Genomic DNA, 16,124 nt, shown 5'->3' with positions numbered 1-16,124 from the left:
CTTGGAAGGAAATCTTGCCTCAGGTCGTTTCCCTGAGGCATATAAGGGTAAAGCGTTATGTTAGGCAGATAGCATTAAGGAGTCTGCTTTTGCTTCTAGATTGGTGTTACCCATGAGGTAATCATCGATAGCACGGGCACATTCGCGACCTTCGTTGATACAACGAACCACCAAAGATTGGCCTGTTCGCATATCACCAGCTGCAAATATGCCTTCTTGGTTAGTCGCAAATCCTTGAGTGGCTACGTTACCGCGCTCGTCTAAAGCGATATCCAGTTGAGCAAGCACGCCTGTTGGCTCTGGATGTAGGAAGCCCATCGCTAGGAATGCCATATCACATGGAATCACACGCTCGCTGCCTTCTACTTCTTTGAAGCTTGGACGCTCGCCAGGTTTCGCATCTTGCCAAACGATATCAGCCAGACGAAGTCCTGTAACTTCACCTTTGTCATTACCAATGAATTCTTTGGTCAGGATGTTCCAGTGACGATCAACGCCTTCTTCGTGAGACGTCGATGTACGTAGGATCATTGGGTACTGTGGCCATGGCATATTTGCAGGGCGTTTCTCTGGTGGGATCGGCATGATTTCAACCTGAGTGATACTTGCTGCACCATGACGATTAGAAGTACCTACACAGTCAGAACCCGTATCACCGCCACCGATAACGACCACATGTTTACCTTTCGCATGGATCTCTTCTGTTTTGAGATCCATGTTGTTGGCGCGACGGTTGTTTTGTCCTAAGAACTCCATCGCAAAATGAACGCCTTTTAGCTCGCGGCCTGGAACTGGTAAGTTACGTGGAACTGTTGATCCGCCAGTCAATAACACCACATCAAACTCTTGACGCAGTTGCTGAGCATTTACGTCAACACCAATATGTTGGTTTACTTTAAATTCGATGCCTGCTTCTGCCATTAAGTTGATCTTACGATCAATGACGTCCATGCCCAATTTGAAGTCTGGGATACCAAAACGTAGCAGACCGCCTACTTTCTCGTCTCGCTCGAATACCGTCACAGTATGCCCAGCGCTGTTGAGCTGTTCAGCGGCTGCGAGGCCAGCAGGGCCTGAACCGATGATCGCGACGGTTTTACCACTGCGAGAACGCGGTGTTTTGGGTTTGGCGTATCCTTCACGATACGCGGTTTCTACGATGGTTTTCTCGATATTACAGATGGTGATTGGGTCTTGGTTAATGCCAAGTACACAAGCACTTTCACATGGAGCAGGACAGACACGACCAGTAAACTCTGGGAAATTATTGGTTGAACTTAGAATGTTCCATGCTTCTTCCCAGCTATCACGATAAACCGCATCATTAAATTCTGGGATGATATTACCGATAGGGCAGCCGTTATGACAAAACGGCACACCACAGTCCATACAACGAGAAGCCTGTGTATTGATTTTGTCACCAAACTCTTCGTTGAGAACAAACTCTTTATTGTTCTTGATACGCACTGCCGGGTCGATCTTCTGTGGCAGTTCACGTCCATGCTCTAAAAATCCAGTAGGCTTACCCATTATACGGCCTCCGCTTGAGTTTCGTTTCCTTGAGACTGCGCTTCAGTTTTACGTTTTTGAAGGACGGCTTTGTAATCACGTGGCATAACCTTAACCAAGGTGGCCAAGCTGGCTTCAAAGTTGTCTAGGAAAGACTGAGCGACTTCACTTCCTGTGAATTGAACATGCTTAGTGAGCATGTCGAGTAATAGATCTCGGTCTTCTTGCTCGATGGGGTCGAGGTCTACCAGCTCTGGGTTCAGTTTTGACTCAAAGTCACCGGATTTATCCCATACGTAAGCCACGCCGCCACTCATACCTGCAGCAAAGTTACGACCTGTTGAACCAAGGATGACGGCTGCACCGCCAGTCATGTATTCACAACCGTGGTCACCGACGCCTTCTACTACGACTGTCGCACCTGAGTTGCGAACACAAAAACGCTCACCAGCCATACCGCGAATGAAAGACTCACCCGAAGTTGCACCGTAGAAACACACGTTACCCACCACTATGTTGTCTTCGGCGACAATGCTTGATTTCGCGTCTGGGTAAAGCACTAACGTACCGCCAGATAAGCCTTTACCCCAGTAGTCGTTCGCATCACCTTCCACTTCGAACTTCACGCCCTTAGCTAGGAAAGCACCGAATGACTGACCTGCAGAACCTTTGAACTTGACGTTCATTGGTTGAGGTAGACCGGCATCTTTGTACACTTTGGAGATTTCGTTCGACAACATGGTACCTGCAGAGCGGTCCGTGTTGACGATAGGGAACTCGGCATTCACCGCTTCGCCTTTCTCGAGTGCAGGAATCGCTGCTTGAATCAGCTTACGGTCTAGTACTTCTTCTAGGTTGTGGTTCTGCTGAGCTTGGTTGAATACACCATCCGCTTCGCGGGGTTGCTCAACATGGAGAACAGGAGACAGATCAAGATTCTTGTATTTCCAGTGAGAAACGTCTTGGCGCACCTTCAGCTTCTGACCTTGACCGACCATCTCATCGATAGTGCGGAAGCCAAGTTCAGCCATGATTTCACGCAGACCTTGTGCCATGTATTGGAAGAAGGTTACGACGTCTTCTACACGACCATCAAAGCGCTCGCGCAGCGTCTTGTTTTGAGTCGCGATACCAACAGGACAGGTGTTCTTATGACACTTACGCATCATGATACAACCTTCAACCACCAATGCTGCGGTTGCTACGCCCCATTCTTCAGCACCGAGTAGTGTTGCTACTGCAAGGTCACGAGGTGTCTTCATCTGGCCATCCGCTTGAACCACGATACGGTTACGCAGACCGTTCTTCAGTAGCGTTTGGTGCGTTTCGGCCAAACCTAGCTCCCAAGGAAGACCAGTATGACGGATTGAAGACATGGGTGATGCACCTGTACCGCCGTCGAAACCTGCGATAAGTACAACGTCCGCTTTCGCTTTCGCTACACCAGAAGCGATCGTACCTACGCCAGCTTCCGATACCAGCTTCACGTTGACACGACCTGCACGATTCGCATTTTTCAAGTCGTAGATCAGCTGAGCTAAATCTTCGATTGAGTAGATATCGTGGTGTGGTGGTGGTGAGATAAGACCGACGCCCGGAGTTGAGTGACGTGTTGCACCGATCCATTCATCTACTTTATCGCCTGGTAGCTGACCACCTTCACCTGGCTTAGCACCTTGAGCCATCTTGATTTGCAGCTCTTCAGCGTTAGTTAGGTAGTAAGAGGTGACGCCGAAACGACCAGAAGCCACCTGCTTGATCGCAGAGCGTTCCCAATCGCCGTTGTCTTTGCGCTCGAAACGCATTGGGTCTTCACCACCTTCGCCAGAGTTCGATTTCGCGCCAAGGCGGTTCATCGCAACAGCAAGTGTGGAGTGTGCTTCGTAAGAAATAGAACCGAATGACATTGCACCGGTCGCGAAGCGTTTCACGATGCTTTCAATTGGCTCGATTTCGTCGATAGAGATAGAACCTGCTGGGTTCTTAATGAATTCTAGCTGGCTACGCAGGGTTACTGCATTGTCGCCTTGTTTATCGACAGCAGTTGCGTACTGCTTGAACTGATCGTAGTTCTTGTTGCGCGTAGACTCTTGTAGTAGAGAAATGGTTTCTGGGTTGAATAGGTGCTTCTCACCACGCTGTTTCCACTGGTAAACACCACCAACATCCAGCATTTGAATTGGAATTTCGCGTTGTGGGTAACCGATGCGATGACGGATAAGTACCTCTTTGGCGATATCATCAAGGGTGAGACCTTGGATACGAGAAACCGTACCTGTGAAGTATTTGTCTACTACTGATTTGTGGATGCCCAAGGCTTCGAAGATTTGCGCGCCGTGGTACGACTGTAGTGTTGAGATACCCATCTTCGAGAAGATCTTCAGAAGACCGCCGTTGATCGCTTTACGGTAGTTGTTGAACAGATCGCGAGGGTTCGCTTCTGGATCCAACTTTTTCGTACGTTGAAGTTCAATGATGGTTTCAATCACTAGGTATGGGTTAACCGCATTCGCGCCGTAACCCAGTAGCGTTGCAAAGTGGTGCGTTTCACGCGCGTCACCGGTTTCAACTACGATGTCACACTTCGCACGTAGACCTTTGCGGATCAAGTGGTGGTGGACTGCGCCAACGGCCAGCATTGCAGGGATCGCCGCGTGGTTTGAGTTCACTGCACGGTCAGTGAGTAGGATGATTGAGTAACCATCGATAACTGCGTCTTCTGCGTATTGGCAGATACGTTTTAGTGCACGTTCAAGCTTGCCTTTATCTTCATTGGCTTGGAATACGATATCCAGCGTCTTCGCTTGTAGGTGCTCGTTATCGATCGCACGCAGCTTTTCAAGCTCAGAGTTCGCTAGAACAGGTGATTCCAATTCGACTTTCTGACAGTGAAGTGGTGTTTCAGTCAGAAGGTTTTGGTCTTTACCCAAGTAAGTGTTCAGCGACATAACCATACGCTCACGGATCGGGTCGATCGGTGGGTTAGTTACCTGTGCAAACAGCTGCTTGAAGTAGTTTGAAAGATGCTGAGACTGATGAGATAGAACCGCAAGAGGCCAGTCTGCACCCATGGCGGATAATGGCTCTTTCGCATCATTCGCCATTGGAACGATGATTTCGTTCACTTCTTCAGTGCTCACACCGAAAGCTTGTTGACGGTGCAGCAAACGTTCAGGAGAAGGTTGGCTGAACTGGTTGCTCGCATCTGGCAGCTTCTTCAAGCTCAGTAGGTTTTCTTCTACCCAATTCTCGTAAGGCTGCGCTGTTGCGATGGTGTCTTTCACTTCTTCATCAGAGATGATGCGACCTTGTTCTAGGTCTGCAACGAAGATACGACCTGGTTGTAGACGGCCACGGAACTCAACGTTCTCTGGCTCAATATCCACAACACCAGATTCAGATGCCATCACCAGGAAGTTGTCTTTGGTCACTGTGTAGCGAGAAGGGCGCAAACCGTTACGGTCGAGTGTCGCACCAACTTGAACACCATCAGTAAAACATACTGAAGCAGGGCCATCCCATGGTTCCATGATGTTCGCGTGGTATTGATAGAATGCGCGACGCTTAGGATCCATGTTTTTATTTTCTTGCCATGCTTCCGGAATCATCATCATCAATGCGTGTGGTAGGCTACGACCAGAAAGAACGAGGAGCTCAAGTGCCATATCGAAGTTAGATGAATCAGAGCTGCCTTCCTGACAGATTGGAAGCAGCATGTCGATTTCAGCCTGAGTAAACAGGTCTGATTCTAAGATAGCTTCACGGGCCTTCATCCAGTTCAAGTTACCGCGAACGGTATTGATTTCACCGTTGTGGGCAATGTAACGGAAAGGCTGTGCAAGACGCCATTTCGGGAAGGTATTGGTAGAGAAGCGAGAATGTACCAGTGCCAGTGCAGTCACCATGGTCGGGTTTTGCAGATCAAGGAAGTACTGAGGTACTTGCTCGGTCGTCAACTGACCTTTATACACTAATGTCTTATAAGACATGGAGTTAATGTAGAAGTCGTCACCAATGTTCGAAACACTTTCTAGGCAGACTCGTACTGTGTAGTTACGAAGTACGTACAGTTTTCGTTCTAGCTCTTCAGGCGTAATACCAGGCCCACCAGAGATAAACACATGCTCAAATTGAGGCTCCGTGCTCAGTGGATCTGCACCGATCATTGAGTTATCGGTTGGTAGAATGCGGTAGCCGATAACTTCAAGGTCTAGACGTTGTGCGTTACGTTCTAGAATGTCACGGCATTGCTCGCGTTTGTATTCGTCTTTCGGGAAAAGAACGACGCCTACACCATATTTTTCAAACGAAGGCAGCTTAATGCCTAACTTAACCGCTTCTTCTAATAGGAATTCATGAGGTTTTTGTAGCAAGATACCCGCACCATCACCGCTGCATGGGTCACAACCTTGACCACCACGGTGTTCCATGCGAGCCAGCATATCTAATGCTTGCGTCACCACGTCATGAGATTTACGGTTTTTGAGGTGAGCAACAAAACCGATACCACAAGCGTCATGCTCCAATTCAGGAGTATAGAGCCCGTGTGAACTTTGCTCTCTATCGACCATAGATACATCCTTCCAGTTGATGTTGACGCACAACCCGCCAAACCAAGATGAATCCATCATGACTGGTAATGGGGCTGCGTCTTGTCCTTATGTGCATTACTCGCCACTGGCTGAGGTAGCCAGTTTTGATTCCTTTCCGTCTCTCACTGAAAAATATTGCGAGAAAAACATTCCTTGGTGTTATCGCTTTCTTTTTTATCACTTAGTAGTGGTTTATCTTGGTAGGCTTGGGATAACACAGGTTATAACCACTGTAGACAGTGTAATAAAAGTTACAAAAACAGCGGTTTGTGTAACTATCCTACAATCTAGAGTGCGGTTTATGCAATCAAAAGTCGCTTTATTTGATGAATTTATTTTGTCTAAATATGCACGATTAGATTAACAAGTACGCAACATTACGATATTTGGTTCGTTTATTATGCGGTTTTATTGATTTAAAATCATTCTTGGTTGGTTTTTATTGATTAAAATAATGATTTTTACTCAGTATTTTTTGTAATTTAATTACATTTTTGGCGTTGTGCTTTGAGCGTGTAGCTAAAACGTTGCATGTTAATTAAGACGTGCTTGACCATGCCTCCACTGAGCTGCTGAGAGAACTGACTTATCGATGGGTTGAAATAAGGTTAAATCGTGCAACTACACCAATTAGTGAACACAATAGGACAAGATCTTCAACGTCGTTATGGTGAAAAAGTCCATAAGCTGACTTTACATGGCGGGTTTAGTTGCCCCAATCGTGATGGCACGATTGGACGAGGTGGATGCACCTTTTGCAATGTTGCTTCCTTTGCCAATGAAAGTGAACGTAATAAAAGTATTCATGAACAATTGCAAGATCGCGCCGCAGAGATTCAGCGAGCAAAGAAATATTTGGCTTATTTTCAAGCCTACACAAGCACCTATGCCGAAGTGCAAGTACTTAAAGCGATGTATGAAGAAGCATTAAAAGCGGCGGATATTGTTGGCCTTTGTGTGGGGACTCGTCCCGATTGCGTGCCTGATGCCGTTTTGGAATTACTCTCTGGCTATGTGAATCAAGGCTACGAAATTTGGTTGGAACTGGGGTTGCAAACTGCAAATGATAGAACTCTCAAGCGTATCAATCGGGGTCATGATTTTGCATGCTATGCCGAGATTACCAAACGCGCTCGAGATTTAGGTATTAAAGTGTGCACTCACTTGATCGTTGGTTTACCGAAAGAAACTCGTGATGATAACTTTGAAACGCTGTGTAAAGTGCTCGAAGTCGGTACTGACGGCATCAAGCTTCACGGTCTACACATTGTTGAAGGCAGTACCATGGCAAAAGCTTGGCGTGCTGAAAAGTTAGAAGCTCCTGAACTTGAAGAGTATGTTGCGATCGCCAGTGAAATGATCCGCATGACTCCAAAAGAGGTGATTTACCATCGTGTTTCTTCTGCGGCGCGTCGTCCAACCTTGCTATCACCACTGTGGTGTGAGAACCGCTGGCTCGCGATGACCGAAATTAGTCATGCATTGGAGCGAGATGGAGGGCAGGGATCTTTAACCGATCAACCTTTTGGATATATCTAAGTCAAGGCAATGTGCCATAGCGATTGGAACCACGGCCGTTGGTGAAATAGAGTTTGGCATAGGGTGAGAGAGAAACGTTTGCGATTTATTCATAATCCTTTGTGACGTTCAACTCTAAGTTGAGGGTGAGGAGTTTCAACCGACTCATCAAACACGTTAAACTGCACTCTACCCTGAGTGATCTGTTTTGCTTGTTCTATGGAGTTTTAAATGAAGCCGATTAAAAACCTTGCGCAGTACTATGTCGATCTTTTAGTGAAGCTAGGTATTGTTCGTTTCTCCATTTTGCTGGCTTTGGCGCTAGTCGCACTGGCGGTTGTCGTGCAAGTGGGGATTACGTTGGCATTGAATGGTATTGTCAATGATACCGATATCGTTCGTTCTGTTTTTTTTGGGTTATTAATCACTCCTTGGGCGGTGTATTTTTTGTCTGTGGTGGTTGATCAATTAGAGGAATCACGGCAACGGCTGACAAAGTTGGTCTCCAAACTCAAAGATATGCGCTCTCGTGATCATGAATTGAATATCCAACTGCAGCACAATATTGAAAAGCTCAACCAAGAGATTGAAGAGCGCATAAAAGCAGAGGAAGGGCGCGAAGAAGCGATGCAAGACTTAGAAAATGAAGTCTACCAGCGTGAGCGCACCCAATTAGAGTTGGCTGAACGAACTGCCTTATTACGATCTTTTATCGATGCATCTCCTGATCTGATTTATTACCGGAATGCGCAAGGAGTCTTCTCTGGATGTAACCGAGCAATGGAAGAATTAACCGGCAAAAAGGAGAGTCAATTAGTCGGCTTGAGTCCATGGGATGTTTACAGTAAGGAGATTGCGGAGCCGATCGTCAACACCGACCAGAAAGTCTTTGTTGATAATCAAGCCATCACCTATGAGCAGTGGTTAGAATACCCGGATGGGCGTAAGCACTATTTTGAATTGCGTAAAGTCCCATTCTATAGCAAAGATGGCCGCCACCTCGGCTTGGTTGGATTTGGTCGTGATATCACTGAGCGTAAACGACATGAAGAGTCATTGGAAAAAGCCAGCCGCGATAAAACAACCTTTATTTCAACCATCAGTCATGAACTCCGAACACCACTTAATGGCATCGTTGGCTTGAGTCGTATGTTACTTGATAGCTCGTTGACGCCAGAACAACGTAAATACATGCAAACCATCAATGTGAGTGCTATCACTTTAGGCCATATCTTTAACGACATTATTGATATGGATAAATTCGATCGACGTAAACTTGAATTGCTACCAGCTCCTTTGAACTTTGAAGACTTTGTTGCAGAAATAGAGAGCATCTCGGCATTAATGGCGGAACAAAAGGGGCTTCGGTTCGATTTAGAACGGTTAAGTGATCTTCCTCAAGCCATTGAAGTTGATGCAACCCGCCTGCGTCAGGTGATTTGGAACCTAACTAGCAATGCGATGAAATTCACCAAAGAAGGCGGGGTAGTGATGACCGTCAGTGCTGATGTTGAGCAGGGTGATGAAAACCAAGCTTTTGCTAATATCGTTATTGAAATTGAAGACACAGGGATCGGTATTCCTGAAAGCGAAATAGATAAAATATTTGCGATGTATTACCAAGTTAAATCAGGTAAAGATAATCTTCACGCTGTTGGTACGGGTATTGGCCTAGCAGTGTCCAAGCAATTAATCAATATGATGGATGGTGACATCACTGTAAGCAGTGAAGAAGGCTTTGGCAGTACCTTTACTGTTTCTCTACGAGTTCCTATTATCCATGTGGTTGAGCAAAGCAATGAGGTTAAGCAGCAATCCATCCATTTAAATATTTTTATGGTTGAAGATATTGAATTGAATGTAACCGTTGCTAAGTCACTATTAGAAAGCCTAGGTCATTCCGTTACGGTTGCAATGACTGGTGAAGAAGCATTAACCAGCTTTGTGCCTGAGCAATATGATCTCGTATTATTGGATATTCAGTTACCTGATATGACAGGCTTTGACGTCGCAAGACAATATCGGGAGCGCTATGATTGCTTGCCTCCTTTGGTTGCGTTGACTGCGAATGTAATAAGAGATCGTCAGGAGTATTTTGTTAACGGAATGGATGATGTATTGAGTAAACCATTAGCTGTTCAAGCGATACAAGCGATGATCAATAAGTATTTTGTAGAAGTAAATACGCACGAAACTTTTAATGAATGTAACAGAAAACAACCTTGTCAAGATGATATTCCTTCTCCTCAGCTGATTGGAACTCATTTGCTCGATCTTGAAATGTTAGAGTCTTATATTGAGATAGTTGGTGTTACTCCTGTCTTTGCAAACATTAAAATGTTTGAAGATATGATGCCGGATTATTTGGCAGTTTTAGACTCAAATATGGTTGCTAAAGATCAGCAGGGTATTGCATCTGAAGCTCATAAGATTAAAGGTGCTGCAGGTTCAATTGGTTTAAAGCATATTCAAAATATTGCGCAATGTGCCCAATCTCCAGAGATGCCAGCTTGGTGGGAAAATATTTCTGATTGGGTAGAAGAAATCAAAAACGAGTATCAAAATGATATTCAAGTGCTAAAAGCTTGGCTTAAGCAAAAGGCATCAATAGAAAGATGCAATTAACTATTTTGTTTTTAAAAGTATTTTTAATCTTACTTTTGACGGGATGCCATTTTTCTCCAGCTTTGAATTGGCATCAGGGCAATCAAATCACGCTTAATAAAACACGCATCGAACTAGACAGTCATTTATGGGTAAATCTTGTACCTATTATGGAGAAGCAGAAAAATAACTATCTCTACGGTTCTCTCTATTTTAGTGCAGATAAACCTTTGCCTGCAGATGTCATGGTCGAGGCAGTGATCATTAAGCAAGGTCGTGAAGAATGGAAAATACAACAAGATACAATTGAACTCAGAATTCATGATCAACATTACTGGGAAGTTGTTTTTGCCCAAAAAGTTGATGCCGACATGAATAGGCGATTTGAAGTGGCTTTACTACTACAAAAATTAGGTAAGACAGCTTGGTTAGTAGAGAGAGGCGTCAAAGTAGAGAAGGTATATTATTGATAACACTAACGTTATTCCAGCTTTTATCCGCTGAAAACTTCTATTTCTTCAAAGTTTCTCTTTGCTCAAAGTCCTTTGCTGTTAATAGTTACGATGAGGCTCGAAGCATTTATCAGTAACCATTCTAGTTTGTCTTAAGCGAGTGATGACCTGTAGTCACATTTTGAAGTAAAGGCTTGCGTTAAGTGCAAGCCTTGTCATCACGCTTCGAGAAAGTTAACTAAAGCCGGATTACTCTTCCAATTCACCACAGAAGCGATAGCCCTCTCCGTGGATCGTTGCGATGATTTCTGGAGTACCTGAGACTGATTCAAAGTGTTTACGAATACGGCGAATCGTAACATCAACAGTACGATCATGTGGCTTAAGTTCACGCCCTGTCATTTTTTTCAGTAGATCAGCACGTGTTTGTATCTTTCCTGGGTTTTCGCAGAAATGTAGCAGAGCACGGAACTCAGAGCGCGGTAACTTGTAGCTATCACCTGTTGGGTTGATAAGAGAGCGGCTGTTGATGTCGAGAACCCAACCATTGAATTCATATTTTTCTACCAAGCGCTTTTCTTCCTGAACAGGGTGACTATTCATAGAACGGCTAAGTAAATTACGAGCACGAATGGTTAATTCACGAGGATTGAAAGGTTTGGTAATGTAATCATCCGCGCCGATTTCAAGACCTAAAATTTTATCAACTTCATTGTCGCGGCCCGTTAGGAACATCAAAGCGATGTTCGCTTGCTCACGAAGCTCACGTGCTAGAAGAAGGCCATTCTTACCAGGGAGATTGATGTCCATAATAACCAAGTTAATTGAATTTTCAGACAATACTTGGTGCATCTCTTCACCGTCGCTGGCTTCAAAAACAGCGTATCCCTCTGCTTCAAAAATACTCTTAAGAGTGTTACGAGTTACTTGCTCATCTTCTACGATAAGAATCTGCGGGGTTTGCATTGGCGGTACCTAAATTTGTGACAACATTATGCTAAGAGAGTAAATTCTAGGCAAAAATATAGCATATGGGGGACAAGTTTTTGATAATAATTACTCGTTTTCAAAAATGTTACCCAGCTATCCGCCCTCCATGGAGTTTTGCCAACTTACCAGAATCCACTGGTAGGTCTATTCTTTAAGAGTGCTTCTGATATTTCTCGCCTTATAAGGCAACAGATGTACAACCCTAAAATATGAGGTTGATTTTATATTGTTAACAGCATGCTAACAATGGTCAAATGTTAATTTTATGCAGTTTATTGATTTACATCAATTGAGAAAATGTAACTGTCGTTAAACGTTTGAGAGCAGGGATGGCGAAAAGTAAATGGTTTCAACTTAGCTTTATTGTGTTGCTATGCCAGAATCATTAAAAGCTGCTTAGTTTTAGAGTCCTGCTATTTTATGTGTATTGAGTCCAATCAGAGAAACGGACTTAGTACTTGAGTAAAACTTTCAAGGAGGGAGTATGAAAGACATCACCCCCACTCTTTGTGATCAGTTTAAGGATAAGGTCACACTATTGGATTTACCCCTACAAAATTTTGGTCGACGTTTTGCTTTTTGGGGAGAAATTGTTACTGTCCGTTGTTATCACGATAATTCTAAAGTGAGAGAAGTTTTACAGCAAAATGGTCAAGGTAAAGTCCTCATTATTGATGGACATGGCTCTTGTCACAAAGCATTACTTGGGGATCAATTGGCGATGCTGGCTATGAATAACGGCTGGGAGGGGATCATTGTTTATGGAGCGATACGTGATGTTGCGCAGATGTCACAAATGGATATTGGAATTCAAGCCTTGGGAAGTTGCCCATTTAAAACTCAAAAACGTGGTATGGGAGAGATCAATATTAGTTTGACGATGCGCAACCAAATGGTACAGCCTAAACATTATGTTTACGCAGATTGGAATGGGGTATTAATAGCTAATCAGGCGCTAAAGGTGACACTCTAATTTTTTAAAAACGAAATCCAAGCCCGATTTCAACTCCCTGCTGCTGTTTCTGGTAATCTAACCTAGCGTGAATATCTAAATGTTCAGAAAGTCTTACTCGGCTAGTCAGCTCTGCTGCAAGGGGCCCTTCTTTGCTGGAATTTTCGATTGTGTCATTATTATTAGTTCGAAGTGAACTGTTGAGTGTAATACGCTCATTTAAATGATAACGAACGCCACTTAGCAGCCCACTTTGGTTATTGGTTGACGAATTATTGAGACGTGCTCCGATATAGAGATCGACAGAGTCGATCACTTCATAAGCGTAACCACTATCGATACTCCATACATCAAAATTATCGTTAAGCTGATTGTCTCCTGAAATAAAAAGCTTGTGTGGAGAAGCTGATGCTGACTGGGGTGATAAGGGGGGGAACACATTTGCAGTGCCAGCGAATGGAAGCATACCAAGTATTAACAAAGCCCATTTTTTCATCTTTACCGTTCCTTGGTTGACTTGGATCCTTACTGTATTTTCAGGTGACTGATTTTCATGTGGCTGGTTAAACTTATTTAGGGGTATTAAATATTAAAGCATAAAATGGCTCATTGAGTCGGTGATTATGTAAGGCAGAGGCACAGTTTTTTGTTATTCATGTCACAAATACGCCTAAGATCGTTTGGGATCCTTATATTTCCAAGAGATACCGATTCGTCGATAAACTTCAATTATTTGAGTTCATTTGGTTATAGACATTCAGAAAAGAGACATTTTTTGTTGACTCTGTGTTAGAAACTCGGTAAACGTAGACAAAACAAAGACAGAATAGTGCATAAGCAAACTCAGAAATGAACACTCATAATACCGCCCTAATGACGACCACCATTATTACCGACACAACCGATGTTGGGGCAGGCTGCTGAGCGAAAGAAATTCACAAAAAAGGCCTGTATCCCACAAGATACAGGCCTTTTTTTATGCTTTTTAGAATATAAAATTCAACAAATTTAAGAAGATATACCGGAGGAAGGGATGCGAGTATTAAAGTTTGGCGGTTCATCATTAGCGGATGCTGATCGCTTTTTAAGAGCGGCAGATATCATTGCAAATAACGCTCAACAAGAAGAAATTGCTGTGGTTCTATCGGCACCAGGTAAAACGACCAATAAGCTTGTTGCTGTGATTGAAAGTGCACTTCGCAGTGGCGATGCAGAATTGCAGATTAAAGAGTTAGAGGCCTCGTTCAGCACATTGCTGAAAGATATTCAAAGAGTCATCCCAAATATAGACAGTTCAGCATTTGATGAGCAAGTTACCTCTTCACTGTCTCAATTACGCCAGTTTGTTCATGGCATTAACCTGCTGGGTATGTGTCCAAACAATGTTAATGCTCGAATCATTAGCAAAGGCGAGCGTATCTCTATTCAGTTGATGAAGGCGGTACTGGAAGCAAAAAATCAGCGAGCGTATCTGATCGACCCGGTAGAGTATTTGTTCGCAAAAGGCGACCATTTGGAAGCTATGGTTGATGTTGACGTGTCAACGCACAACTTCTTGCAATCGCCTCTGCCTCAAGGTCATGTCAGCATTATGCCAGGTTTTACCGCTGGAAATGAGAAAGGAGAATTGGTCACTCTAGGGCGTAATGGTTCGGATTATTCAGCAGCGGTGCTTGCCGCTTGCTTGCGTGCAGATTGTTGCGAAATTTGGACAGATGTGGATGGGGTTTATAACTGTGATCCTCGTTTAGTGGAAGATGCACGTTTACTGAAGTCTTTGAGCTATCAGGAAGCGATGGAATTGTCGTATTTTGGCGCATCAGTTTTACATCCCAAAACGATAGCACCTATCGCTCAGTTCCATATACCTTGTTTGATCAAAAACAGTTTCAACCCACAAGGCGAAGGCACGTTAATCGGCCAAGATAATGGTGGAGATAACCTTGAGATCAAAGGGATCACTACGCTTAATGATTTAACAATGGTCAACGTATCGGGCCCTGGTATGAAAGGCATGGTTGGCATGGCAAGCCGAGTTTTTGGTGCGATGTCATCTGCAGGGGTTTCCATCGTTTTGATCACTCAGTCTTCTTCAGAGTACAGCATCAGCTTCTGTATCGAAGCTCAAGACAAAATAAAGGCGCAGCAGACCCTATCTGATGCATTCGAACTTGAGCTAAAAGACGGTCTTTTAGAACCCGTTGATTTTATCGATAACGTGTCTATCGTCACCTTAGTTGGCGATGGAATGCGGACCTCTCGTGGTGTGGCTTCACGCTTTTTCTCTTCGCTTGCTGAAGTGAATGTTAACATTGTTGCTATTGCACAGGGCTCATCGGAGCGCGCTATTTCAGCCGTAATCCCTGAAGATAAAATTTCAGAAGCCATCAAGGCATGTCACGAAAATCTATTCAACTCGAAGCATTTTCTTGATGTTTTTGTTGTCGGTGTCGGTGGTGTTGGTGGTGAATTGGTCGATCAAATTGAACGTCAGCAAACCAAATTGGCAGAGAAAGGCATCGTCATTCGAGTATGTGGCTTAGCCAACAGCAAAGGTCTGCTACTGGATAGTGAAGGTTTACCATTAGAGCATTGGCGTGATCGTATGTCGGCCTCTACGGAAGAATTTAGCTTGGCTCGTTTGACTTCTTTGGTGCAACGTAACCATATTATCAACCCTGTTCTGGTCGATTGTACTTCAAGTGAAGCGATTGCAAGTCAATATGCAGACTTTCTTGCAGCAGGCTTCCATGTGGTTACTCCCAACAAAAAAGCAAATACAGCAAGCATGACTTACTATCACCAACTTCGTGATGTCGCACGTAGCTCACGCCGTAAGTTGATGTATGAAACGACTGTGGGTGCAGGTTTACCTGTTATCGAAAACCTACAAAACCTTATTTCAGCAGGAGACGAACTGGAGCGTTTTAGTGGCATTCTTTCTGGCTCTCTTTCTTATATCTTTGGTAAATTAGATGAAGGCATGAGTCTTAGTGAGGCGACAAATATTGCTAAGCAAAATGGCTTTACTGAGCCTGATCCTCGGGATGATCTTTCAGGTATGGATGTCGCACGTAAATTGCTTATCCTTGCCCGTGAATCGGGTATGTCGCTTGAACTAGAAGATGTGGTTGTTGAGGCTGCGCTACCACCAGGCTTTGATGCTTCAGGAAGTGTTGAGCAGTTCATGGCTCGTTTACCGGAAGCGGATGATTACTTTAAAGCACTCTCTACTCAAGCAGCAGAAGAGGGCAAAGTCCTGCGTTATGTCGGTGAAATCATGGATGGTAAATGTGCGGTACGTATGACTGCAGTGGATGAAAATGATCCCATGTTTAAGATAAAAGACGGTGAAAATGCCCTGGCATTCTACAGTCGTTACTACCAGCCAATTCCGTTGGTTCTTCGTGGATATGGTGCAGGTACAGAAGTAACGGCGGCTGGTGTTTTCTCTGATGTAATGCGAACTTTAGGTTGGAAACTAGGGGTATAAACGACAATGAGCGC

The 16,124-nt window shown here is 44.3% G+C and carries 10 protein-coding genes and 1 other annotated feature; of the genes, 6 read left to right on the top strand and 4 right to left on the bottom strand.

All coding sequences use genetic code 11. The features are described 5' to 3' along the window. Positions 1 to 60: 60 nt before the first annotated feature. Both VSA01S_RS01550 and gltB read right to left on the bottom strand, forming a co-directional pair. Positions 61 to 1,530: a glutamate synthase subunit beta gene (locus VSA01S_RS01550; protein ID WP_039978878.1), complete on the bottom strand. Its 1,470-nt coding sequence runs from the start codon at positions 1,528 to 1,530 to the stop codon at positions 61 to 63. Then, positions 1,530 to 6,080: a glutamate synthase large subunit gene (gltB, locus tag VSA01S_RS01545; RefSeq protein WP_039978880.1), complete on the bottom strand. Its 4,551-nt coding sequence runs from the start codon at positions 6,078 to 6,080 to the stop codon at positions 1,530 to 1,532. Before gltB ends, VSA01S_RS01550 begins: the two co-directional genes overlap by 1 nt. Before the next feature lie 58 nt (positions 6,081 to 6,138). Here gltB and VSA01S_RS01540 point away from each other — a divergent pair, with 58 nt between their 5' ends. The 4 genes from VSA01S_RS01540 to VSA01S_RS01525 all read left to right on the top strand — a co-directional run bounded on the left by VSA01S_RS01540 (position 6,139) and on the right by VSA01S_RS01525 (position 10,693). Next, positions 6,139 to 6,465, top strand: a complete 327-nt coding sequence (locus tag VSA01S_RS01540) for a hypothetical protein (protein ID WP_021709915.1) — start codon at positions 6,139 to 6,141, stop codon at positions 6,463 to 6,465. Positions 6,466 to 6,716: 251 nt separating this feature from the next. After that, a complete protein-coding gene (mnmL, locus tag VSA01S_RS01535; RefSeq protein ID WP_039978882.1) occupies positions 6,717 to 7,640 on the top strand; it encodes a tRNA modification radical SAM protein MnmL/YtqA in 924 nt (307 codons plus the stop codon). A gap of 210 nt (positions 7,641 to 7,850) precedes the next feature. After that, positions 7,851 to 10,244, top strand: a complete 2,394-nt coding sequence (arcB, locus tag VSA01S_RS01530) for an aerobic respiration two-component sensor histidine kinase ArcB (RefSeq protein ID WP_039978884.1) — start codon at positions 7,851 to 7,853, stop codon at positions 10,242 to 10,244. After that, a complete protein-coding gene (locus VSA01S_RS01525; RefSeq protein WP_050567251.1) occupies positions 10,235 to 10,693 on the top strand; it encodes a hypothetical protein in 459 nt (152 codons plus the stop codon). Before arcB ends, VSA01S_RS01525 begins: the two co-directional genes overlap by 10 nt. A gap of 231 nt (positions 10,694 to 10,924) precedes the next feature. On the opposite strand, the gene arcA is transcribed toward VSA01S_RS01525, so the two are convergent. Next, positions 10,925 to 11,641, bottom strand: a complete 717-nt coding sequence (gene arcA / locus VSA01S_RS01520; RefSeq protein ID WP_039978885.1) for a two-component system response regulator ArcA — start codon at positions 11,639 to 11,641, stop codon at positions 10,925 to 10,927. 508 nt (positions 11,642 to 12,149) lie between these two features. On the opposite strand from arcA, the gene VSA01S_RS01515 reads away from it, so the two are divergent. Then, on the top strand, positions 12,150 to 12,638 hold the full coding sequence (locus VSA01S_RS01515) for a putative 4-hydroxy-4-methyl-2-oxoglutarate aldolase (protein ID WP_039978887.1): 489 nt from the start codon (positions 12,150 to 12,152) through the stop codon (positions 12,636 to 12,638). A 4-nt stretch (positions 12,639 to 12,642) separates the two neighbouring features. Here the strand turns inward: VSA01S_RS01515 and VSA01S_RS01510 are convergent, their stop codons facing one another. Then, the gene (locus tag VSA01S_RS01510; protein ID WP_039978888.1) at positions 12,643 to 13,113 is read right to left on the bottom strand and encodes a ribonuclease regulator; all 471 of its coding nucleotides are present in this window, start codon (positions 13,111 to 13,113) and stop codon (positions 12,643 to 12,645) included. 366 nt (positions 13,114 to 13,479) lie between these two features. Then, positions 13,480 to 13,596: a sequence feature (Thr leader region), on the top strand. A 54-nt stretch (positions 13,597 to 13,650) separates the two neighbouring features. Here VSA01S_RS01510 and thrA point away from each other — a divergent pair. Beyond that, positions 13,651 to 16,110, top strand: coding sequence for a bifunctional aspartate kinase/homoserine dehydrogenase I (thrA, locus tag VSA01S_RS01505; RefSeq protein ID WP_039978889.1), 2,460 nt, complete (start codon positions 13,651 to 13,653; stop codon positions 16,108 to 16,110). Positions 16,111 to 16,124 lie beyond the last annotated feature (14 nt).

It is taken from the genome of Vibrio sagamiensis NBRC 104589 (assembly GCF_007990935.1).
GTDB classification, from domain to species: domain Bacteria; phylum Pseudomonadota; class Gammaproteobacteria; order Enterobacterales; family Vibrionaceae; genus Vibrio; species Vibrio sagamiensis.
The sequence above is the reverse complement of the archived record's forward strand: the minus strand, read 5'-3'. Positions and strand labels throughout refer to the sequence as shown.

Excerpts from the sequence above, each read along its gene's own strand:
- VSA01S_RS01550 (WP_039978878.1), bottom strand. The coding sequence starts at position 1,530 with ATGGGTAAGCCTACTGGATTTTTAGAGCATGGACGTGAACTGCCACAG.
- VSA01S_RS01525 (WP_050567251.1), top strand. The coding sequence starts at position 10,235 with ATGCAATTAACTATTTTGTTTTTAAAAGTATTTTTAATCTTACTTTTG.
- VSA01S_RS01540 (WP_021709915.1), top strand. The coding sequence starts at position 6,139 with ATGACTGGTAATGGGGCTGCGTCTTGTCCTTATGTGCATTACTCGCCA.
- VSA01S_RS01515 (WP_039978887.1), top strand. The coding sequence starts at position 12,150 with ATGAAAGACATCACCCCCACTCTTTGTGATCAGTTTAAGGATAAGGTC.
- VSA01S_RS01510 (WP_039978888.1), bottom strand. The coding sequence starts at position 13,113 with ATGAAAAAATGGGCTTTGTTAATACTTGGTATGCTTCCATTCGCTGGC.
- gltB (WP_039978880.1), bottom strand. The coding sequence starts at position 6,080 with ATGGTCGATAGAGAGCAAAGTTCACACGGGCTCTATACTCCTGAATTG.
- thrA (WP_039978889.1), top strand. The coding sequence starts at position 13,651 with ATGCGAGTATTAAAGTTTGGCGGTTCATCATTAGCGGATGCTGATCGC.
- arcB (WP_039978884.1), top strand. The coding sequence starts at position 7,851 with ATGAAGCCGATTAAAAACCTTGCGCAGTACTATGTCGATCTTTTAGTG.
- arcA (WP_039978885.1), bottom strand. The coding sequence starts at position 11,641 with ATGCAAACCCCGCAGATTCTTATCGTAGAAGATGAGCAAGTAACTCGT.